The 21,715-nt window shown below is 67.2% G+C and carries 25 protein-coding genes; 1 reads left to right on the top strand and 24 read right to left on the bottom strand.

Annotated elements, in window-relative coordinates; genetic code table 11:
• Positions 1-63: 63 nt before the first annotated feature.
• The 23 genes from G6N53_RS10380 to G6N53_RS10270 form a co-directional block, all read right to left on the bottom strand.
• On the bottom strand, positions 64-249 hold the full coding sequence (locus tag G6N53_RS10380) for a type Z 30S ribosomal protein S14 (protein ID WP_011778599.1): 186 nt from the start codon (positions 247-249) through the stop codon (positions 64-66).
• Between the two features lie 4 nt (positions 250-253).
• A complete protein-coding gene (rplE, locus tag G6N53_RS10375; RefSeq protein WP_163888388.1) occupies positions 254-820 on the bottom strand; it encodes a 50S ribosomal protein L5 in 567 nt (188 codons plus the stop codon).
• On the bottom strand, positions 820-1,137 hold the full coding sequence (gene rplX, locus G6N53_RS10370; RefSeq protein WP_163888387.1) for a 50S ribosomal protein L24: 318 nt from the start codon (positions 1,135-1,137) through the stop codon (positions 820-822). Before rplX ends, rplE begins: the two co-directional genes overlap by 1 nt.
• The gene (gene rplN / locus G6N53_RS10365) at positions 1,138-1,506 is read right to left on the bottom strand and encodes a 50S ribosomal protein L14 (protein WP_159230591.1); all 369 of its coding nucleotides are present in this window, start codon (positions 1,504-1,506) and stop codon (positions 1,138-1,140) included.
• 167 nt (positions 1,507-1,673) lie between these two features.
• On the bottom strand, positions 1,674-2,546 hold the full coding sequence (locus G6N53_RS10360) for a formylglycine-generating enzyme family protein (RefSeq protein ID WP_163888386.1): 873 nt from the start codon (positions 2,544-2,546) through the stop codon (positions 1,674-1,676).
• A 5-nt stretch (positions 2,547-2,551) separates the two neighbouring features.
• A complete protein-coding gene (locus G6N53_RS10355; RefSeq protein ID WP_163888385.1) occupies positions 2,552-3,232 on the bottom strand; it encodes a hypothetical protein in 681 nt (226 codons plus the stop codon).
• 5 nt (positions 3,233-3,237) lie between these two features.
• Positions 3,238-5,589: an arylsulfatase gene (locus G6N53_RS10350; RefSeq protein ID WP_163888384.1), complete on the bottom strand. Its 2,352-nt coding sequence runs from the start codon at positions 5,587-5,589 to the stop codon at positions 3,238-3,240.
• 59 nt (positions 5,590-5,648) lie between these two features.
• Entirely contained in the window at positions 5,649-7,301 is a 1,653-nt protein-coding gene (locus G6N53_RS10345) for a glycosyltransferase family protein (RefSeq protein WP_205390541.1), read from the bottom strand.
• 29 nt (positions 7,302-7,330) lie between these two features.
• Complete coding sequence (locus G6N53_RS10340) at positions 7,331-8,809, bottom strand: glycosyltransferase (protein ID WP_163888383.1); 1,479 nt, start codon at positions 8,807-8,809, stop codon at positions 7,331-7,333.
• Positions 8,806-10,311, bottom strand: a complete 1,506-nt coding sequence (locus G6N53_RS10335) for a hypothetical protein (protein WP_163888382.1) — start codon at positions 10,309-10,311, stop codon at positions 8,806-8,808. The genes G6N53_RS10340 and G6N53_RS10335 overlap by 4 nt, the downstream gene beginning before the upstream one ends.
• Positions 10,308-12,257, bottom strand: a complete 1,950-nt coding sequence (locus tag G6N53_RS10330; RefSeq protein ID WP_163888381.1) for a cellulose biosynthesis cyclic di-GMP-binding regulatory protein BcsB — start codon at positions 12,255-12,257, stop codon at positions 10,308-10,310. Before G6N53_RS10330 ends, G6N53_RS10335 begins: the two co-directional genes overlap by 4 nt.
• A 111-nt stretch (positions 12,258-12,368) precedes the next feature.
• On the bottom strand, positions 12,369-12,671 hold the full coding sequence (gene rpsQ / locus G6N53_RS10325) for a 30S ribosomal protein S17 (protein WP_163888380.1): 303 nt from the start codon (positions 12,669-12,671) through the stop codon (positions 12,369-12,371).
• The gene (rpmC, locus tag G6N53_RS10320) at positions 12,672-12,905 is read right to left on the bottom strand and encodes a 50S ribosomal protein L29 (protein WP_159230571.1); all 234 of its coding nucleotides are present in this window, start codon (positions 12,903-12,905) and stop codon (positions 12,672-12,674) included.
• The gene (rplP, locus tag G6N53_RS10315) at positions 12,905-13,321 is read right to left on the bottom strand and encodes a 50S ribosomal protein L16 (protein WP_159230570.1); all 417 of its coding nucleotides are present in this window, start codon (positions 13,319-13,321) and stop codon (positions 12,905-12,907) included. Before rplP ends, rpmC begins: the two co-directional genes overlap by 1 nt.
• Before the next feature lie 3 nt (positions 13,322-13,324).
• Positions 13,325-14,182 (bottom strand): 30S ribosomal protein S3, encoded by an 858-nt coding sequence (gene rpsC / locus G6N53_RS10310; RefSeq protein ID WP_163888379.1) that lies wholly within the window; start codon positions 14,180-14,182, stop codon positions 13,325-13,327.
• The gene (gene rplV / locus G6N53_RS10305; RefSeq protein WP_163888378.1) at positions 14,182-14,688 is read right to left on the bottom strand and encodes a 50S ribosomal protein L22; all 507 of its coding nucleotides are present in this window, start codon (positions 14,686-14,688) and stop codon (positions 14,182-14,184) included. The genes rpsC and rplV overlap by 1 nt, the downstream gene beginning before the upstream one ends.
• Positions 14,689-14,696: 8 nt before the next feature.
• Positions 14,697-14,978: a 30S ribosomal protein S19 gene (gene rpsS, locus G6N53_RS10300; protein WP_011739061.1), complete on the bottom strand. Its 282-nt coding sequence runs from the start codon at positions 14,976-14,978 to the stop codon at positions 14,697-14,699.
• An 11-nt stretch (positions 14,979-14,989) separates the two neighbouring features.
• A complete protein-coding gene (gene rplB / locus G6N53_RS10295) occupies positions 14,990-15,826 on the bottom strand; it encodes a 50S ribosomal protein L2 (protein ID WP_163888377.1) in 837 nt (278 codons plus the stop codon).
• A 38-nt stretch (positions 15,827-15,864) separates the two neighbouring features.
• Positions 15,865-16,167, bottom strand: a complete 303-nt coding sequence (rplW, locus tag G6N53_RS10290; protein WP_163888376.1) for a 50S ribosomal protein L23 — start codon at positions 16,165-16,167, stop codon at positions 15,865-15,867.
• The gene (rplD, locus tag G6N53_RS10285; protein WP_163888375.1) at positions 16,167-16,814 is read right to left on the bottom strand and encodes a 50S ribosomal protein L4; all 648 of its coding nucleotides are present in this window, start codon (positions 16,812-16,814) and stop codon (positions 16,167-16,169) included. Before rplD ends, rplW begins: the two co-directional genes overlap by 1 nt.
• 2 nt (positions 16,815-16,816) lie before the next feature.
• Complete coding sequence (rplC, locus tag G6N53_RS10280; RefSeq protein WP_163888374.1) at positions 16,817-17,470, bottom strand: 50S ribosomal protein L3; 654 nt, start codon at positions 17,468-17,470, stop codon at positions 16,817-16,819.
• A gap of 23 nt (positions 17,471-17,493) precedes the next feature.
• Positions 17,494-17,799 (bottom strand): 30S ribosomal protein S10, encoded by a 306-nt coding sequence (rpsJ, locus tag G6N53_RS10275; RefSeq protein ID WP_003883485.1) that lies wholly within the window; start codon positions 17,797-17,799, stop codon positions 17,494-17,496.
• Positions 17,800-18,103: 304 nt separating this feature from the next.
• On the bottom strand, positions 18,104-19,705 hold the full coding sequence (locus G6N53_RS10270) for a carboxylesterase/lipase family protein (protein ID WP_237166478.1): 1,602 nt from the start codon (positions 19,703-19,705) through the stop codon (positions 18,104-18,106).
• Positions 19,706-19,820: 115 nt separating this feature from the next.
• Between G6N53_RS10270 and G6N53_RS10265 the strand changes: the two genes are divergently transcribed.
• On the top strand, positions 19,821-21,086 hold the full coding sequence (locus G6N53_RS10265; RefSeq protein ID WP_163888372.1) for a cytochrome P450: 1,266 nt from the start codon (positions 19,821-19,823) through the stop codon (positions 21,084-21,086).
• 1 nt (position 21,087) lies between these two features.
• Here G6N53_RS10265 and G6N53_RS10260 read toward each other — a convergent pair whose 3' ends face one another.
• Positions 21,088-21,702 carry a TetR/AcrR family transcriptional regulator gene (locus G6N53_RS10260; protein WP_163888371.1) on the bottom strand — a complete coding sequence of 205 codons (615 nt, stop codon included), beginning with the start codon at positions 21,700-21,702 and terminating at the stop codon, positions 21,088-21,090.
• Positions 21,703-21,715 lie beyond the last annotated feature (13 nt).

Below are 21,715 nucleotides of genomic sequence, written 5' to 3'. Positions count from 1 at the left end.
GAGATGATTTCGGGAGGCCTACCGCAACCTGTTATTGGAGTTGAAGTTCGGGGGTCGGCTGACTTACCAGCTGGACTTCTGCACGCCCGGCAGCTCGCCGGCGTGCGCCATCTCGCGGAGGCAGATCCGGCACAGGCCGAACTTGCGGAACACCGCGTGCGGTCGGCCGCACCTGTTGCAGCGCGTGTAGCCACGCACCTTGAACTTGGGCTTCTTGTTGGCCTTGTTGACCAGAGCCTTCTTTGCCATCTGCTCAGTTCTCCTTGAACGGAAAGCCCAGCGCCCGCAGCAGCGCTCGTCCTTCGTCGTCGGTCGTCGCCGAGGTGACGACGGTGATGTCCATGCCGCGGGGGCGGTCGATGTCGTCGATGTTGATCTCGTGGAACATCGACTGCTCGTTGAGCCCGAAGGTGTAGTTGCCGGTGCCGTCGAACTGCTTGGGGTTCAGGCCACGGAAGTCGCGGATACGGGGCAGTGCGATCGAGGTCAACCGGTCCAGGAACTCCCACATCCGGTCGCCGCGCAGGGTGACCCGGGCACCGATCGGCATGCCTTCACGCAGCTTGAACTGCGCGATCGACTTGCGGGCCTTGCGGACCTCGGGCTTCTGCCCGGTGATCAGGGCCAGGTCGTTGACCGCACCGTTGATCAGCTTGGCGTCGCGGGCTGCGTCGCCCACACCCATGTTCACCACGACCTTGACCACGCCGGGGATCTGCATGACGTTGGCGTAGCCGAACTCTTTCTGCAGCGACTCGCGGATCTCCTCGCGGTAGCGCTGCTTGAGGCGGGGCAGTGCTTTCTGCTCGGTGGTGGTCATCAGAGGTCCTTGCCGTTGCTCTTGGCGATCCGGACGTTCTTGCCGGTCTCGTCGTCCTTGCGGTAGCCGACGCGGGTGGGTGTGCCGTCGGAGTCGATCAACATCACGTTGCTCACCGAGATCGCCGCTTCCTGGGTCACGATGCCGCCCGAGGACGCACCGCGTTCCGTGCGTGATTCCGGGGTGTGCTTCTTGATCCGGTTGACGCCCTCGACGAGAATCTTGTTGCGCTCCGGGTAGGCCACCAAGACCTTGCCCCTGGCCCCCTTGTCCTTGCCCGAGATCACGAGCACCGTGTCGCCTTTGCGGACCTTCATCTACAACACCTCCGGGGCGAGCGAAACGATCTTCATGAAGCGCTTCTCGCGCAGTTCGCGCCCGACCGGCCCGAAGATGCGGGTACCGCGCGGGTCGTTGTCGGGCTTGATGATGACGGCGGCGTTCTCGTCGAACCTGATGTAGCTGCCGTCGGCGCGACGGCGCTCCTTGACGGTGCGCACGATCACGGCCTTGACGACGTCGCCGCGCTTGACGTTGCCGCCGGGGATTGCGTCCTTCACGGTCGCGACGATGACATCACCGATGCCGGCGTAGCGCCGCCCCGATCCGCCGAGCACGCGGATGCACAAGATCTCCTTGGCGCCCGTGTTGTCGGCGACCTTGAGACGCGATTCCTGCTGAATCACTCGATCTCCTGACCTGGTTTTTCTGTATGCACGCAGGATTACCGACCCTGACGTACGCGGTCTTTGTCACCGAAGAGCACGCAGGGTCATCTGCGAGAGACAACCGAGGTCTGCCCAAGGCAACCCCCATATACTAGGTGAGCTCTGGGAATGCTCCAAATCGCTGCTCAGACGACGCAGCGGAACCCGATGTGCGTCGTCGCGGTGTCCTGGCTCTGCGGCGAGCGCGCCGCCGGCCGGTACCGGTGGCAGTACTCCGGAGCGCACAGGTGCGAACCGCCCTTGAGCGCCTGGCTGACCGACGGGTCCGGCGCCGCCGGTCCGCAGCAGGCCTCGGCGGGGGCTCCCACCCGGTGGTGACCGGTGAAGCGGGTGGTCGTCCATTCCCACACGTTGCCGATCATGTCGACGACGCCGTAGTGGTTCGGCGGGAACAGGCCGACGGGCGAGGTGCCCGCCCACCCGAGCGCACCGTCGTTGCGGTACGGAAACCCGCCCTGCCAGGTGTTGGCCATCAACCGCCCGCCGGGTGCGGCCTCGTCACCCCACGGATAAGTCGTGGTCGTCCCGCCACGCGCGGCGAACTCCCACTCCGCTTCGCTCGGCAGCCGACGGCCCGCCCACCGGGCGTAGGCCACCGCGTCGGCGTAACACACCTGCACCACCGGATGTTCGGCCTTGTCGTCGATGGAGCTTTCCGGGCCGAACGGATGCCGCCAGTCCGCGCCGGGCATCCAGTCCCACCACTGCCGCCAGTCGTGCAGGTCCACGGGTCCGCTGGTGGCCCGGAACACCAGCGCGCCGGGTACCAGATCCGCTGCGGCGGCACCGGGGAACTGTGCGGGGTCGGGCGCGGTCTCGGCGACCGTGCGGTAGCCGGTCTCCGAGACGAAGGCGCCGAACTGGGCGTTGGTCACGGGGTGCCGCTCGATGGCGAACGGCGCGACGGTGACCGTGTGCACCGGCGCCTCTTCGGGATAGAACTGCGTCGACCCCATCCGGAGCGACCCGCCGTCCAGCCCGACGAGTTCGGTGACCATGTCGTTCAGGGTAGGCCGATCTCGAAGTCCCCGGTCAGCAGTGCCGCCGACTCCGCGAAGCCGGAGGCACCGGACGGCGCCTCCACATGCACGGCGATCAGGTAGTCCTGAGCGGCAGTCGGCACGTGCACGATCCGATCCTCGTACTGCACGGTCTCGGTGCCGTCGGACAGGATCCCCATCAGGCGCTGGCCGCTGAAGCCGCACATGTCACCGGGCAGGATGCTGACCGTGGTGATCGCCGAGCCTTCGGTGAGTTCGTCGGTGTAGTCGCGGAACGCGGTGGTCGGATCGAGCGGCGTCGGGGCGATCGTGACGGTCGCCGACATCCCCGACTCCCCCTGGATTCGGGCGCCTGTGGGATCGCCGCCTCCCGAGGACATCGACCAACCCGGCGGCACGGCAACGGTCGCGGTGGGCGCTGCGGGGTCCGAGATCTGCGCGACGGTCCTGACTGGGGGCAACTCCGCCGGCGCACAAACCGAACCTGCGGGTTCCGGTGCCTGCGTGGTCGGCACGACCCCGGGCTGCGGCTCCGGTTCCCGGGGGTCCGGCTGGACCGTCTCGGTGGCCGGGGCCTCCAAGACGGGGGTGCCGGCGGTGGGCACCCCGTCGCTGGTGCGGGTGCACCCTGCCGCGACCACCGTGGCGCACACCAGCAGCACCGCCGCAGGAGCGCGGATCATCTGAATCAGTCTCTGGCGAACGCGCGCGCGATCTCACGCTCCAGGTCGAGGTAGGGCGCGCCGGAGACGTCGACGCGCACCTGCGCGAGGGTGCCGCCGGTGAACGGGAACGGCGGGCGGTAGGCCTGCGAGACCGCCTGTCCGAGATTGCGTCCCGTGCTGACACCACCACCGGCCAGCCCGAACGTGAACGGGTGGGCTTTCACGCCGGACAGGGACGCGACCGCGTCGCCGTCGATGTAGAGGGTCGCCTCCCCCACCGGGGTGTGGCTGCCCTCGACCGTCCCGGTGCGGACGTAGCCGACACCCAGGATGTGATCGCCCAGCGGCACCGGGTCGGGCGATACCACCCGCTGTTCCTCTTCGCCGAAGAAGTTGTAGACGAACTGCAACCGTCCGTCGGCGACGAACAGCACGTAGCCGCCGTGCCCGGCCCCCTGCTTGAACAGCACGCCTTCGACGTCGGCACTGTCCACCGACACCTCGGCGAGCACCGAGAAGGACCGTCCCTGGATCTCTACGCAGCCGCCCACCGACACCGGCGCGGTGTCCGGGTAGTAGATGTAGCTCGAGCGGTCACCGGCCAGTGACGGCCGCCAGCGCCCCATCATCTCGAAGACGCCGAGATCCGACAGCGGCAGGCCGTTGTACTTGGTGGCCTCCGCCAGCCACAGGTCCTGCATCTCGGCGAGCTTGTCGGGGTGCTCGGCGGCCAGGTCGTGGCACTGACTTCGGTCGGATTCGATGTGGTAGAGCTCCCAGCGGTCCTTGTCGAAATTCGACCAACCGGACGGAGCGGCCGGGTGGACCGCGTTGGCGAACCACCCTCTGTGCCAGATGCCCCGGGTGCCGAGCATCGTGTAGAACTGTGTCTCCTTGCCCGTTGGCGCCGCTGGGTCATCAAGGGCCACTTTGAAACTCATACCGTCGAGCGGCTTCTGCGGCACGCTCCTGACGGTCGCCGGCGGCGTGATCTGCAACAGGTCGTACACCGTCGGGGTGATGTCGCAGACGTTGACGTAGTTGTCGCGGATCTCGCCGTGCGCGCGGATACCGTTGGGCCAGGAGATGATCGCGGCGTCGGCGATGCCACCCTCGTGGGAGGCGTACCGCTTGTAGAGCTTGTACGGCGTGTTGAACGCCATCGCCCACCCGATGGGATAGTGGCCGTAGGTGGTCGGGCCACCCAGTTCGTCGAAGAACCGCATGCTCTCCTCGACGGTGTCGATGTAGCCGTTGAAGAACTTTCCCTCGTTGACCGATCCGTTGGGCCCGCCCTCGCCGCTGGCGCCGTTGTCGCTGATCACCACGATGATGGTGTTGTCCAGCTGCCCGGTCTGTTCCAGATGGTCCAGGATGCGCCCGATCTGGGCGTCGGTGTAGGACAGGAATCCGGCGAACACCTCGGCCATCCGGGCGAACAACCGCTTCTCGTCATCGTCCAGCGAATCCCAGGGCCGCACCGTGTCTCCGGCAGGCCATGGTTCGCCGTTGGCCCCGGTGACATCCAGATACGGGTTCACCGAGGACAATTCGGTGTTGGGCGGGACGATACCGAGGCTCTTCTGATTCTCCAGGACAATCTCGCGGTAACGCTCGTATCCCATGTCGAACTTGCCCGCGTACCGGTCGGCCCATTCTTTGGGCACCTGGTGCGGCGCATGACCGGCACCGGGGCACACATAGGAGAACCACGGTTTGTCCGGGGCGATCATCGTCGAGTCTCGGATGAACTCGATCGCCCTGTCGGCGAGGTCCTTGGAGAAGTGGTAGCCCTCTTCGGGGGTCGCAGGCGCTTCGACGGGGTGGCCGTCGTGGATCAGCTCGGGATACCACTGGTCGGTCTCGCCACCCATGAATCCGTAGAACCGCTCGAAGCCGCGCGACAGCGGCCAGTGCCTCCTGGTGGCGGCGAGGTTGGACTCCTCGATCGGCGTCAGGTGCCACTTGCCCACGCAGTACGTGTTGTAGCCGTTCTCAGCGAGCACCTCGGAGATCAGCGCGGTGTCGTCGGGGATCCGTCCGTTGATTCCGGGGAAACCCTCGGTGAATTCCTCGACCATCGCCATCCCGACCGTCGTCGCGTTGCGACCGGTCAACAGCGACGCCCGGGTCGGCGAGCACAGCGCGGTGGTGTGGAACTGCGAGAGCCGCACACCACGTTCGGCGATCCGGCTCATGGTAGGCATCTCGACCAGCCCGCCGAAGCAGTCCCAGGTCGCGATGCCGACGTCGTCCCACACCAGGTAGAGCACGTTGGGCGCGTCCGGCTGCGCCTTCGGGGCAGCGTAGGGACCCCAGTCGGGTTCGGAGTCACGGATGTCGAGCTCGATCTTGCCGTTGAATTCCGTCGCCACGCCCGGAGATTACACCTGCTATCCGCAGTTGGCGCAGCTTTGGACAGGCGCGCCGACGGCTACTGATCGCCCGGATCCAGCTCGTTCACCCGATAGAGACGCCAATCGGGCTGACTGTCACCGTCATTGGGTATCTCGAGCTCCAGGGTGGCGATGTCGGCACCTGTTTCGTACAGCGTCGGGTAGCGCAGGTTCAGTGCGTCGGACACCCCTCGTCCTTCGGGTGGCACGGCCAGCAGATAGCGGACGCCGCCCTCCGACGGGTCGTTCAGCTTCTCGGTGAAATCGGAATCCGAAGGTATGACGAACGTCTCGGGGTGCGCCGAGGCGGCCACGATGGCGAACCCGTAGACGGTGTCGGTGATCACCGAGCCGTCGGGGAGGTCCAGGCTCTCCAGGTACTCGGCGATCCGGCGTTCCGTCGAGAAGCTCGCGACGATGCGGTGTTCGATCGCCTTGCGTTCGGTGACGTTGTCGGGCTCCGGCGCCAGCACCGCACCGAGGGCGTACTCCTGTGGCGCGTACCTCGGCATCCCCATCCCCCATGCCGTGACGGGCACGCCTACTGCGAGCAGCAGCGCCACCGGCACGAACGCCGCCCGTGACCGATGCCGTGGGCTGGTCTGGACCGGTGTCGGTGCGTACCTGCCCCGCCTCTTGGGCGTCGCCGGGACCCCCTCGGGCACCGCGAGCATGGCCAGACACGCGGTCAACGGCACCGCGATGATGAAGAAGCGCAGGAAAGGAAATGTCGAACCGGACGCATAGCTCAACGCCTGAAAGGCCAGCGCGGCACCGTAGATCAACACCGGCACCAGTACGACGGCCATGCCGGGCCTGCCCCATCGGCCCGCCGCACACCACAGCGCGATCGGCACCAGCGTCGGCGCCAACAGCGCGACGCACGCGGCGGCGAACACCAATCCGACGCCGAAGCCGACCGTGCCCTGACCCGACTGCTCCAGGATCGCGGCGTTGCCGTACTGCGACGTGAACTGCGCGAACGCCTCGCCGGTGATCAACCAGCTGACCGCGGCCCAACCGAAGAAGGTCGCCACTCCCGGCCCGCTGACCAGCAGTGTGTCCAGCAGCGCCCGCCGGATCCGCGGCGCGGGACGCGCCCTGCGGTAGGTGGTCACGCCGACCAGTACCCCCGCGGCGGCCACACACGCCACTGCGTCGTAGCGGGTCAGATAAGCCAAACCCATTGCGATGCCACCGGCGGTGATCAGATGGTGCACGTCGTCGTCGACCATCCACATCATCAGCCGGCGGACCGCCCACGACATGAAGAAGATGAACGGCGCCTCACTCATGCCGTTGGCGCCGTAGAACACGATCATCGGGTTCAGCGCGAAGATCGCCGTGATCGTCACCGCGTAGCTGCGTGGCAGCCCCCGGTCCAGGCCCATGCCGAGGATCTGGACCGCGGCCCCCGCCATGAACACCGCCGACATCAGGGTGCCGGAGAAGGCACGCTCGGCCATCTCCGGCCAGATCGGAGCCAGCGTGAGCAACGGGATCTGCAGCATGGCCGAGAGCGGGGTGAAGATGAAGCCGATCGCCGCCAGATGGGGGTCGCGGCTGAACAACACCGACTGCGCGGCCGACACCCGGGACAGTGCGTCGCCCAGGATGAAACCATGTCGCACCTGCAGCCAGTACCCGACACCGGCATACATCGCGAACGACACGAAATACACCGCGACCATCAGCTGTCGCCGGGACAGGCCGCGAGGCGTCACGGCCCGCCTTCCACTTCGGACGGTTTCGCGGACAGACCGTGGAATGTCTTCTCCCAGTAGGATGGATTGCGAATCATCTGATAGCAGCCCTTGGCCGCGGCGACGCTCATCATCAGCCAGAACACCGGCACCGTCAGCCCGGGGACCAACAGGTCCGAGCGGTCGTCCTCACGAAGCGCGATCAGGTTCATGTACAGCGTCGCCGCGTTGCCCAGCACCAGGGCGATCAGCGCCGGGAAGTAGATGTACACCGGGAACACATCTTCGATCACCGACGGCTGGCCGAGGAACCAGACCAGGGTGATCAACCAGAACACCAGGTTCAGCACAGCGATGACCGGGGTGCCGGCCAGCACCAGCGTGAATCGCACGAAGCTGCGCATGCCGAGGACGTGGTACAGCTCGACCGGGCGTCGGATGTGCACCAGCCAGGTCTGCAGATAGCCCTTGTACCAACGTGATCGCTGCCGGATCCAGTTGATCGGGTCGCTGTTGGCCTCTTCGAGGGTGTGCGAGTCGATCACCGCGGTGCGGTAGCCCCTCGCGGCGATGCGCAGGCCGAGGTCGGCGTCCTCGGTGACGTTGAACGGATCCCACGCGCCGATCTCGTCGAGCACCTCGCGGCGCAGATGGTTCGACGTACCACCCAACGGAATCGGCGATGTCGACCCCATCATCCCGGGAAGAAGGTAGCCGAACCACAGCCCGTACTCCGCGGTGAACCAGCCGGTCAGGATGTTCTGATGCCCGTTGTGGTACACGAGTTTCGCCTGGATACAGGCGACGTCGTCGCCGAGATCACGGAATGCGGTGACCACCCGGCGCAACTGCAGCGGTTCGGGGATGTCCTCGGCGTCGAAGATCGTCACGATCTCGCCGGTCGCAAAGTACAGGCCGTAGTTGCACGCCTTCGGTTTGGTGCGCGGCTCCCCCGGTGGCACCAACACGATGGTGATCGCGTCGGATTCCGCGCACCCCTGCGCGGCCGCGATCGTCACGTCGTCGTCGGCTTCCAGCAGCAGCAGCACCTGAAGTTTGTCGCGCGGGTATTCGAGGTTTGCCATCGCGCCGATGAGATCCCCGACCACCTCCGGTTCGTTGTAGGCGGGCACCAGGATCGTGTAGGGCGGCAGTTCGTCGTCCGGTATCGCCCGCGCCCTCTCATCGGAGATCTCGATTGCTCGGGACGCGAGCCCCTGCCGGAAGATGAGGACGCGGTCGGTCATCGTCAGCAGATATGCCAGCGTGCTCAGCCCGATGAGGACCACGGCGGTGGCCATCGGCTGCCAGACGGCACAGCCGACGACAACGACCAACAGCGACCACAACACCACCCGTTGCCAACCCACGACGGCGACCGACGCGGACCGCAACGGGTCGTCGTCGCGCAGACCGTTGATGGCGCGCCGCAGCGCGTACTCCCGGTCCGCCGGCACCGTGACATCGAGGACCGGCCGCCCGTCGGTCGCGCTCATGACGCGGGACTCGCCTGTGCGGCGACCAGAGCACGGCCGAACTGCGAGAGCATATCGGCGTCCTTGAACCTCGGGGTGTCCTGATCGAGCACGTCGTTGCCGCGGAACAGCAGCGTGATCAAGGTTCGCAGAGTGGGCAACAGATTCTGGGTCGGCTGGGGAAACGGTGCGTCGGGCTCATGGTTGTCGACGGCGAAGATCGTCACCCGCTGGGCGACATCCCCGTCACCCCAGGCGAATCCCAGCGAGTTCCAGGTCACCAGCAATTGGTCGTCGACCACCGAAAGCAGATTGCCCACCACTCCCCTCCCGAGGTCCACCTCGCGCACCTCGCTGAACCGGGCCGAGGTCAGGCCGTAGAGCACCCGCGAGGGATACGTCGCGAACGCGATCGGTCGATCGCTGACCGTGCTGTCCACGACAACCGTTCTGGGCCTGCCGAATTTGTCCCACTGCGGGTTGCCGAATTCGGCCGTCATCCGCTGCCGCACCAGCACGGCGTCGGTACCGAAGAGCCGGTTGACCGGAATGCGCTCCGCTTCCTCCGAGTCGGTCCAGCCCGGCGGTGCGACCAGCGGCGTCCCGGGAACCAGTGGATATGCAGAGGGCCGATCGAAGATCACCGCGTTGCGGGACGTGGGCAGCGGAAACAGCGACAGTGCCAGTGCCACCGCGACCACCAGCGGCACGGCGGCCCAGACCTGTTTGGCGGCAAGCGGTTCCACCTTACGTTCGAGCACCCGCTTGGGTTTGCCGCGGCGGGACAGGTAGAACATCCCGACACCGACCACACAGATCGCGGTGATCGCCGGCACCTCCTGGTACACCAGCACCGGGGAATCGGGGAAGAACACGCTGATCACGGCGAGGACCGCGAAACCCACCACCCAGGCCGCCAGTGAGCTGAGCGCACCGCGCCGGTAGGACGGTCCACCGGCGATGCCTGCGCCGAGACCCGCGATCAACAGCGTTGCGGCTCCCGCCGCAGTCTTGCTACCCCCGAGCGCGATGACCACGAGGTAGTACGGCAGGGTGAGGATCAACAGCAACACCATCCCCCAGACCCAGGCGAACCGGATCACCGGGCGAAGGCCGAAAAGCATCGCCGCAGAGCAACTCACGTACAGCCACATCGCGATCAGGTCGAGGCGCAGCAGATAAAAGTAGAGCTCGTAGCGCGGCAGCAACACACTTTGGATCAGCAGGGCCAGGACGAGTCCCATGATCCCGACGATGATGTCGGTCTGGCGATCGTGGATCGGCAACTCGGTGCGCCTGCGCCGGGCGATCGCCACCGCCACCAGGGCTGCCGCAGCGGGCACCGCCCACACAAAGCTCCCGATGCTGCCGTTGCGGACGACGTCGATCAGGCTCCCGAAGCTGCGATGGAAGGCGAAGAGGGTCAGAGCGACGATGAGCGTCCACCGGATGATCAGCCGGTAGGTGGGATGCACCTCGTAGTAGCGCTGCAGGACAGTCGGCGCGGCCGGGGAGGCGGTCATTGTCGATGGCGGGGTCGCTTGGCGCGCACCAGTAACGCAACCAACGCCAGCAGCACCAGCACCGCCACCGCGGCGACGGACGCCCAGAACCACCACGGCCGGTCCGCAGACGTCACTGCCTGCTGTTCGGCGGTCACCTCGGCGTCGGGGTCGAAGACGACCGGCTGCCGGCCCGCCGCCGCGATCAACGCGGTGCCGTCCAGATCGGCCCACCGCTCGACATTCGATCCGAGCCAGTCCAGCAGCGCGTCGAGTTGCTCCGGTGCGTCGTTCGACGTCGCCACGAGCACACTTCGCCTGCCGTCGTGCACGACCTGCAAGGAGCCGAATCCCAACGCCGGGTCGAGCGTCAGCGTCGTCGTCTCCCCCGGTGAATCGGCGCGTTCCACGGTCAGCTCACCGTTCCCACCGGCGGCGATCGGCAAGGCGATCCGGTCATCGGTCCACCCACCGGCACTGACGATCACGGCGGGGCCCTCGGCGCCGACAGCGTCCCCCACCGGCATCACCTCGGTGTCGATCGGCAGCGCGCTGAGCCGCTGCAACCCGGTCATGATCGCGACTGCGCGTCGGGTGTCGTCGAATCCGCCGTCGACGCCCACCGCGGCGCGCGGCATCAGCGACTGCGGTATCGACTGGAAGCCACCGGGAACCGGCGGCTCGGCGGGACTGCTCAGCACCGGGCTGTCACCGTCGATCGTCAGTGTCAGTGGCTGGAACTCGCCGCAGCGCCCGGTATCTCCCGCGATGTCGAGTCGAAGTCCCAGCGAGGTGTAGCGCTGCAGGAGACGATCGGGCACGTCCACCCAGCGGTCGACTGTTCCCGAGGCATCGGCGGGCCAGCGGTCGATGACCTCACCGGCGATCGAGGCCACCAGTTGTCCGCCGATGGCCGCGGGCAGCGGCGTGTAGGACCCGCGAAGGTGCACGCGCACATCGTGCGCCGCCCGCCCCAGCCGGGTCTGGTCGAGACCGATACCGACCTGCGGCGAGAGTGCGGTGGCGTTCACCCCCGGCTGCCCCAGCCGGCGCAGCGTGGTCTGGTCCGCGGGCAGCTGTGGTGTCGAACTCAGCGGCCCGGCAACGGCTTTCGACGCCAGCGCGAGGCGGTTGAGGTCGCTGGTGATCAACCGGCTCTGGTTGGCCAGGTCTGCGGGGGGACCGGCGATGAGCAGCGCGGGCACCCCGTCGGCGCTCATCAGAGACACCCCGACGTCGGCGCTCTCCCGGACGACGATGTGTCGCTGCAGCGGCGCGGAGGGCGCAGTGGGACCTGATTGCCCTTGCGCCAGCGGCGCGATCACGATTTCGGGGTTCTGGGTTCCGTAGTGCGCCGCGATGGCCGTCGCCAGTCGGACCGTCGCATCCGACTCCGCCCGGGTCGGGTCGTCGGCGACGAAGATCGTGAGCTGACGCAGCACGGGCGGCAGGAAGTCGGCGACCGCGGCGGGAGTCTGTTCGACGCCGGTGAACCTGATGCTGCCGTCGGACAACCTCAGCGGGTTGGTCGGATCCAGGCAGTAGCCTTCGACCGGCAGCAGGTAGGTGCGCAGTGTCACGCTCACCGAGTTGCCCACGATCTCGGCGCCGGCGAGCGGGATGACGATCGGCGCGCGGTCCCCCGGCGGGATGTCGATCCGGGCGAGGGTGCGATCCTGCTGCATCACGGTGATCGTCGCGCTCCGCACATTGACCGGCAGTTGCGTGAATGCGTCGAGCGCGACGGGTTCCAGACCGGGGGGCACCGGGATGTTCAGGGTCTCGGTGCCCTGGATTCCGTAAAAGGCCAGATCGGACAGTGCGCCGAGCTGCCCCAGCGGAATGACGGGCGCGACGACGAGGCCACCGGTGTCGGGCGGCTGACTTCTTGCCGCGGGTGACATCAGCAAAGACATCATCGAGAGGACCACGAGCAATCTTGTGCAGACCGCAGCGAAACGTTTCATCGCAGGTCAGACTAACGGCATCGCCTTCTCCGCAAACTCAAATAACGCAACAACACGAAAGCCCCGACTCGCCCTGAGGGGCGAGCGGGGGCTGCGTGTCGAGGCTTCGGGTTACTTGGCCTTCTCGAGGATCTCCACGAGACGCCAGCGCTTGGTGGCAGACAGCGGCCGGGTCTCCATCAACGAAACGCGGTCGCCGACACCGGCGTCGCCGTTCTCGTCGTGGGCCTTGACCTTCGTGGTGGTCCGGATGATCTTGCCGTAGAGCGGGTGGCTCTTACGAGATTCCAGCTCGACCACGATGGTCTTCTGCATCTTGTCGCTGACCACGTAGCCGATCGCCGTCTTGCGGCGGTTGCGTGGCTTCTCGGTCCGCGGCGTCGTGGCCGGGCCCTTCTCTGTTGCTTCGGCCATTTACGAATCCCCACTTCCGGGTCCGGCGGCCAGACCCAATTCACGTTCGCGCAGCACGGTGTAGACGCGTGCGATCTCCTGCCGCACGACACGGAGCCTGCGGTTGTTGGTGAGCTGCCCGGTCGCCATCTGGAAGCGCAGGTTGAACAGCTCTTCCTTGGACTCGCGCAGCTTGTCGGTCAGTTCGTTGTCGGTGAGCTCGCGCAGTTCGCCGGTCGTGGTTCCGACTGCCATCAGAACTGCTCCTCTCTGGTGACGATGCGTGCCTTGATCGGCAGCTTGTGGATCGCGCGGGTCAGCGCTTCCCTGGCGATCTTCTCGTCCGGGTAGCTCAGCTCGAACAGGATCCGGCCTGGCTTGACGTTGGCGACCCACCACTCCGGCGAGCCCTTACCGGAACCCATACGGGTCTCGGCGGGCTTCTTGGTCAGCGGGCGGTCCGGGAAGATGTTGATCCACACCTTGCCGCCACGCTTGATGTGCCGGTTGATGGCGATACGCGCGGATTCGATCTGCCGGTTGGTGATGTAGGCATGGCCGAGGGCCTGGATGCCGTAGTCGCCGAAGCTCACCGAGGTCCCGCCGCTGGCGATACCGCGCTGCCGCGGGTGGTGCTGCTTACGATGCTTGACCTTGCGGGGAATGAGCATTGCCTAGCTCCCTGAATCCTGTGTAGTGCTCTCGGCTGCTGCGGGCGCCTCGGCGGGGGCAGCCTCGGTGGCGGCCGGCGCCGGAGCCTCTTCCGAGGTCGCGGCGCGCCCGGCGTCGGTGCTCGTCGCGGTGGTGCCCGAGGCGCCACTGCGACGCGGGCGGGTGCCCGTGGGACGCTCGCGGCGCGGACGGTCTGCGCCGGCGGGCGCGGACGCGATCTGCTCACGCTTGCCACCGACGATGTCGCCCTTGTAGATCCACACCTTCACGCCGATCCGGCCGAAGGTCGTCTTGGCCTCGTACAGGCCGTAGTCGATGTCCGCGCGCAGCGTATGCAGCGGCACCCGACCTTCACGGTAGAACTCCGAGCGGCTCATCTCGGCGCCGCCGAGGCGGCCCGAGCACTGCACGCGGATGCCCTTGACGTTCGGCTGACGCATCGCGGACTGGATCGCCTTGCGCATCGCGCGGCGGAACGCCACGCGGTTGCTGAGCTGCTCGGCGACCCCCTGGGCCACCAACTGCGCCACCGACTCGGGGTTCTTCACCTCGAGGATGTTGAGCTGGACCTGCTTTTTGGTCAGCTTCTCCAGGTCGCCGCGGATGCGGTCGGCCTCGGTGCCGCGGCGGCCGATCACGATGCCCGGACGCGCGGTGTGGATGTCCACCCGGACACGGTCACGGGTGCGCTCGATCTCCACATCGGCGATCCCGGCGCGCTCCAGGCCGGTGGACAGCAGCTTGCGGATGGCCACATCTTCCTTGATGTAGTCGGCGTACTGCTTGTCGGCGTACCAGCGGGACTTCCAGTCGGTGGTGATACCGAGCCGGAAGCCGTGCGGGTTGATCTTCTGGCCCACTACTGCGAGCCTCCCTTCGCTTCGCTAGAAGCCTCAGTCGATGTCGTAGTGGCTGCCTGCTTCGAAGTCGCCGCCGCCTTGCTGCCCTGCGCACGCCGCGACCGACTGGACGCCGAAGCCTTGTCGCCACCCTTGCGGGGAGGACGGCTCTCGACGATCACCGTGATGTGGCTGGTGCGCTTGCGGATCCGGAACGCACGACCCTGTGCGCGCGGCCGGATGCGCTTGGCGGTCGGACCCTCGTCGGCATGGATGGTCGCGACCACCAGGGTGGCCGGATCCAGGCCGTCGTTGTTCTGCGCGTTGGCCGCGGCGCTGGCGATCACCTTGGCGACCGGGTCACTGGCCGACTGCGGCGCCCACCGCAGGATGTCGAGGGCTTCCTCGACGCTCTTGCCGCGGACCAGATCGATGACGCGCCGCGCCTTGCTGGCCGAGACGCGGACGAACCGAGCCTTCGCCTGTGCTGACGGATACTCGAGCGGAGTCTTTGTCGGAGTGCTCATCGGGGTGGTCATCGCCTCTTGCTCTTCCGGTCATCCTTGATGTGACCCTTGAAGGTGCGGGTGGGTGCGAACTCGCCCAGCTTGTGTCCGACCATCGACTCGGTGACGAACACCGGGACATGCTTGCGACCGTCGTGGACGGCGAAGGTGTGCCCGATGAAGTCCGGGATGATGGTGGAGCGGCGGGACCAGGTCTTGATGACCTGCTTGGTGTTCTTCTCGTTCTGGACGTCGACCTTCTTCAGGAGATGGTCGTCGACGAACGGGCCCTTCTTCAGGCTGCGTGGCATCGCTACTTCTCCTAGCGCTTCTTGCCGGTGCGCCGGCGGCGGACGATGAGCTTGTCGCTCTGCTTCTTGGGCTTGCGGGTACGGCCCTCGGGCTTGCCCCACGGGCTCACCGGGTGACGGCCGCCGGAGGTCTTGCCCTCACCACCGCCGTGCGGGTGGTCGACCGGGTTCATCACCACACCACGGACGGTCGGGCGCTTGCCCTTCCACCGCATCCGGCCGGCCTTGCCCCAGTTGATGTTGGCCTGCTCGGCGTTGCCGACCTCGCCCACGGTGGCGCGGCAGCGCACGTCGACGCGACGAATCTCGCCGGACGGCATACGCAGCGAGGCGTAGCTGCCTTCCTTGCCGAGCAGCTGGATGCTGACGCCGGCCGAACGGGCGAGCTTGGCGCCACCACCGGGCCGCAACTCCACGGCGTGGATCACGGTGCCCGCCGGGATGTTGCGCAGCGGCAGATTGTTTCCGGGCTTGATGTCGGCGTTGGCGCCCGACTCGATGACCGCGCCCTGCTTGAGGCCCGCCGGCGCGATGATGTAGCGCTTCTCACCGTCGAGGAAATGCAGCAGCGCGATGTTCGCGGTGCGGTTCGGGTCGTACTCGATGTGCGCGACCTTGGCGTTGACGCCGTCCTTGTCGTGGCGGCGGAAATCGATCACCCGGTAGGCACGCTTGTGGCCACCACCCTTGTGACGAGTGGTGATCCGGCCGTGCGCGTTGCGCCCGCCCTTGCCGTGCAACGGGCGAACCAGCGACTTCTCCGGGTGATCGCGGGTGATCTCGGCGAAGTCTGAGACGCTGGAGCCGCGCCGACCCGGGGTCGTCGGCTTGTACTTGCGAATAGCCATGGCTTTTTAAGTCTCTCTAATCTCTTGCCTCTGGCCGGTCAGGCCGGCGCTCCGAACAGGTCGATCGGCTTGCTGCCCGCGGCCAGGGTGACGATCGCGCGCTTGGTGGCCTTGCGCTGGCCGTAACCGGCGCGGGTGCGCTTGCGCTTGCCCTGGCGATTCGCGGTGTTCACCGAATCGACCTTGACCTTGAAGATCTTCTCGATGGCGATCTTGATCTGGGTCTTGTTCGAATCGGGCGCCACGATGAACGTGTAGACGTTGTCCTCGATCAACCCGTACGACTTCTCGGAGATGACCGGGGCCAAGATGATGTCGCGGGGGTCGGTGACGTTAGCCATCAGGCCGAAACCTCCTCATTGGTGTTCGCGGCGATGTAGGCGTTGAGAGCCTCCACGCTGAACACCACATCGTCTGCGTTGAGCACGTCGTAGGTGTTGAGCTGATCCGGCGAGATCACATGCACACCAGGGAGATTGCGCACGCTCTTGGTGCCCACCTCGTCAGCACGACCGATCACCACGAGCACCTTCTTGTTCGCGGTCACCGTCTCCAGGAACCCCTTGGCGCTCTTGGTCGACGGCACCTGGCCGGCCACCAGCTCGGTGATCGCGTGGATCCGGTCGTTGCGCGCCCGATCGGAGAGCGCCCCGCGCAGGGCGGCGGCGATCATCTTCTTCGGGGTGCGCTGGCTGTAGTCACGCGGCTGCGGGCCGTGCACGACACCACCACCGGCGAACTGCGGCGCCCTGGTCGAACCCTGACGGGCGCGGCCGGTGCCTTTCTGGCGGTACGGCTTCTTGCCGCCGCCGCGGACCTCGCCGCGCGTCTTGGTCGAGTGCGTGCCCTGACGCTTGGCGGCCAGCTGGGCGGTGACCACCTGGTGCATCAGAGCGATGTTGGGTTCGACGTCGAACAGGGCGGCGGGCAGCTCGACGCTGCCGTCCGTCTTGCCGTCCGGCGTCTTCACTGTGATTTTGAGAGTCATCGTTACTTCTCGCCTCGCTTGATTGCGGTGCGGACAACCACCAGTCCACCGTTGCGCCCGGGGATGGCGCCCTTGATCAGCAGCACGCCCTTCTCGGCGTCGACCTTGTGCACCTTGAGGTTCTGGGTGGTGACACGGTCGCTACCCATCCGGCCCGACATCCGGGTGCCCTTGAACACCCGGCCGGGGGTGGCGCAGCCACCGATCGAGCCGGGCCGACGGTGCACTGCCTGGGCGCCGTGGCTGGCGCCCTGCCCCTTGAAGCCGTGACGCTTCATCGTGCCCGCGAAGCCCTTGCCTTTGGAGGTGCCCGTCACGTCGACGTAGGCGCCGTCCGCGAAGATCTCCGCGGTGAGCTCCTGGCCGACCTCGTACTCGCCGGCCGCTGCCTCGTCGTCGAGCCGGAACTCGGCGAGATGACGGCGCGGGTTCACTCCCGCGGCGGCGTACTGACCGGTGACCGGCTTGTTCACCTTGCGCGGGCTGATCTCGCCGTAGGCGAGCTGCACGGCGCTGTAGCCGTCGCGCTCGGGGGTGCGGATGCGGGTCACCACGTTGGGGCCGGCCTTGACGACCGTGACTGGGACGACCTTGTTGTTCTCGTCGAACACCTGCGTCATGCCCAGCTTGGTGCCCAGAATGCCTTTGCGTGCCATGTTCTGGATATCTCCTGGGATGCCTATTGGATATTGACGTCGACGCTGGCCGGGAGATCGATGCGCATGAGGGCGTCGACCGTCTTCGGCGTGGGATCGAGGATGTCGATCAACCGCTTGTGGGTGCGCATCTCGAAGTGCTCCCGCGAGTCCTTGTACTTGTGCGGGGACCGGATGACGCAGTACACGTTCTTCTCGGTCGGCAGCGGCACCGGGCCGACCACGCTGGCTCCCGTCCGGGTGACCGTCTCGACGATCTTGCGCGCTGAGGCATCGATCGCCTCATGGTCGTAGGCCTTCAGCCTGATGCGGATCTTTTGTCCCGCCACGCTTTCTCCTACCTCACTACTAATCCGGGCCCTCGCCGTTCAATAGGCCCTGTCGGGCCTGGCTGTGCCGCCGCTGTTTACCTGTCTGTGGTCCACCGACCCCCGCGGTCGGGTGTGTCGCCCGCACGCACACTCGTTCGCGTCGGAAAACCCGTCACGATCGAGGTTGGGACCGGATGCGCCCGCGAGGGCGCTGGTCGCATGCCCGGCCAGGCGAACCCGGCTCAAGGCAACCCGAACAGTATGCCTGACGAACCTGGCCTGCTCCAAATCTCCGCAGAAGGCCGCGACGTGCAGAACCAACCTACTCGAGACCGGCCCAGAACGGGCACTGGTGGATCTGGCCGAAGTCGTCGAACACCCTGACGTCTTCGGGCGCCAGCGACAACCGCGGACCCGGGGCGGGGCCTCCCCCGAGCGCCGGCCACTCGGGCGAGCCGGCGCGGTCGGGCGCACCGGTCCTGACGAACGCGCTCCAGTAGTCGATCATCTGGTCCGCCAATGCCTGCTGGGCGGGATCGAGCGCAGCCACGCCGTCGACGTCGAACAGGTAGCGCAGTTCCAGCGAATGACTGGCGCCGACCGGGAACGGCAGGGTCCGGAAGGGCTCGGGCGTGGGGGCCTGCGGGTCGTTGAACTCATAGGCGTACACCGGGCCGTGCCGGGCCAGGTCTTCGCCGATGCGCTCGTCCACGCAGGCGAACTCACCGTCGGTGACGGCCGCCGAGTAGGCCAGCGGGGCGCTGCCGCCGTAGCGCTCCAGCGGGTAGCGCTGCGCCACCGCGGCGGCGTTGGGGCCGAACGTGGCGGTGAGGACGTCCGGATACTCATCGGGCAGCAGTTCTTCGCCCCGCAGGTACTCCAGCGCCATGAACAGCGTGAACTCGTCACGATTCGTGCCGATCGCGACGGGCACCCGCGCTGCCTCGCCGTCGGCGAATGCCGTCATCGGATCCGTCGGCAGCAGCGCGCTCCCGGTGACCGGGCCGCTCAGCGCGTCTTCTCCGATACGGAAGTACCGCACCGGTTCCCGCAACTTGTCGGCGGGCAGCGCCCGCAGGCATCCGGCCGCCACCGCCGGGTCGGCACAGCCGACGTCGCGCGCATAGTCGATGCTGATGCGCTCGGCCTCCGGCAGCGCGAGCTGGGCCTGACACGGGCCGCTCTGGATGATGGCGGCGCCGAACAGCCCCGCCGAACCCGGAGCCACCAGGTGGTCGCACACCGACATGCCGCCGGCGGACTCCCCCGCCACGGTGACCTTGCCCGGGTCACCACCGAACTGAGCGATGTTGTCCCGCACCCATCGCAGGGCGGCCTGTTGGTCGGCGAGTCCGTAGTTGCCGACCGCGCCGGCGGGACCGAGCGCAGGGTGGGCCAGAAAGCCCAGCGTGCCCAGCCGGTAGTTGATGGTGACGACGACGATGTCACCGCGCGCGACGAGGCGCTGCGCGTCGTAGAGGGAACCGCTGCCGTTGACGAAGGCACCCCCGTGGATCCACACCATCACCGGCCGCGGCGGTTCCGGGTTCTGGTCGGCCGCCGGGGTCCACACATGCAGGTTGAGGCAGTCCTCATCGGTCTGGCGCCCGAGCTCGACGCCGCCGCCGAGGTCCTGCAGGCAGCGCGGGCCGAACGCGGTGGCGTCCCGTACCCCGTCCCACTTCTGCGCCGGCTGCGGCAGCTGCCAGCGGAGCTCTCCGACGGGCGGTGCGGCGTAGGGAATGCCGGCGAAGAGGCGATGGTCCGCTCCGACGACGCCACGCACGGTCCCCGACGCGGTCTGCACCAGAGCCGGATCGGCGGACGTGGGCGCCGGTTCGTCCCGCTCCCGGGCGCACCCGGCTGCCAGTGCCGCGGCCACCAGGACGCACACGACGCGGCCGAGAACCGAGGTGGGCGCCACGAGGTCCGAGCTTACGGTGATGACGGCCCGCACCCCTTCCCCTGCGTGGCGTCCGTCACATAGACTGCCGACTTGACACCCGTCAAGTCGTTCCGCAGCCCCACGAGGAGACCGCATGAGCACTTCGGCAATGGACGTGCACCAGGACAGTGCCGCCAATGTCCTGGCCGATCCGACGGCCTACGCCGATGACGCCCGACTGCACGCAGCGCTGACCCATCTGCGGGCGAACCAGCCGGTCGCGTGGGTGGACAATCCGCCGTACCGCCCGTTCTGGGCGATCACCAGGCACGCCGACATCATGGCCATCGAGCGCGACAACAACCTGTTCGTCAGCGGCCCACGCCCGCTGCTGATGCCGGCCGAGGGCGACGACGTGATGAAGCAGCAGCAAGATGCGGGCATCGGCTTGCGCACGCTGATCCACATGGACGACCCGCACCATCGAGACGTCCGCAAGATCGGCGCGGACTGGTTCCGGCCCAAGGCGATGCGCGACCTGAAGGTCCGCGTGGACGAGCTGGCCAAAAGGTATGTCGACAGGATGCGCGACATCGGCCCCGAGTGCGACTTCGTCACCGATATCGCCGTCAATTACCCGCTCTACGTGATCCTTTCGCTGCTCGGCTTGCCCGAGGACGACTTTCCCCGGATGCTCAAGCTGACCCAGGAGATGTTCGGCGGCGACGACACCGAGCACAAGCGCGGCGAGGGCACCACCGAAGACCTGCTGGCCGTGCTGATGGACTTCTTCGCCTACTTCTCGGCGCTGACCGCCTCGCGCCGCGAACACCCCACCGACGACCTGGCCTCGGCGATCGCCAACGGCACGATCAACGGCGAGCCGCTTTCGGACATGGACACCGTGTCGTACTACGTGATCGTCGCCAGCGCGGGCCACGACACCACCAAGGACGCCATCTCCGGCGGGTTGCGCGCGCTCATCGACAACCCGGATCAGCTGGCACGACTGCGCGGCGACATGAGCCTGATGGGCACTGCCGTCGAGGAGATGATCCGCTGGACCACACCGGTCAAGGAGTTCATGCGGACCGCGACCGCCCCCACCGAGGTCCGTGGCGTGCCGATCGCCGAGGGCGATTCGGTGTACCTGGCCTACGTGTCGGCCAACCGCGACGAGGAGGTCTTCACCGACCCGTTCCGCTTCGACGTCGGCCGGGATCCGAACAAGCACCTGGCCTTCGGGTACGGAGTGCACTTCTGCCTCGGTGCGGCGCTGGCGCGAATGGAGATGAACAGCCTGTTCACCGAGTTGCTGCCCCGGTTGGACTCCATCGAGCTGGCGGGCGAGCCCGAACTGTCCGCCACCACGTTCGTCGGCGGTCTCAAACATCTGCCGATCCGCTACTCGCTGCGGTGACCTAGCGATCCTTGGCGAAGGTCGCCAGGAAGCCGTCCACTGCCGCGGTCGCCACCGCTCGGTAGTCGAAGTCGACCAGCGTGCTGATCCGGCCGAACGCAAGCGGACCGATCAGCAGAGCGAACGCCATCGTCCGGTCGACGGGGCCGAGTTCGGCAGCGGCCTGCGGTCCGTCGAAGAGTGCGACGAATGGTGCGGAGTACTGCTCGGCGATCCGCTCCCGTAGCGACATCACCTCCTGACTGCCCGCCTGCCCGGCGGTGGGCACCGCCGCCATGTCGGGTCCTAGCGAGAGCCACGCCATCGCAGTCAACGTGGTCGGCGCCTCGGCGATCGATTCGGCCCATTCGACCACGATCGCGAGCAGCCGGTCCCGCAGGTTGCCGTGCTCGGGAGGCATCGGCGGCGGCGGGATGAGCCTCATGAAGGCCGCTGCCACAAGGTCGTTCGCGCTGGGGAAATGACGGTAGAGGGTGGCCCGGGCCACGTTGGCGCTGCGCGTCACGGCGTCGACGGTGACGGCGCCGGGTCCGCCCTCACGGAGCAGCGCCGTCGCGGCGTCGAGCAGCCGAGCCCGTGAGCGGGCCGGCCGCGGATCCCCACTTGCCGCGGGCATCGTTTCCCTCACC

Origin of the sequence: Mycolicibacterium hippocampi (assembly GCF_010723735.1) — a bacterium.
In the GTDB taxonomy this organism is placed as follows: domain Bacteria; phylum Actinomycetota; class Actinomycetes; order Mycobacteriales; family Mycobacteriaceae; genus Mycobacterium; species Mycobacterium hippocampi.
This window is presented reverse-complemented; position numbering and strand designations above follow the sequence as displayed.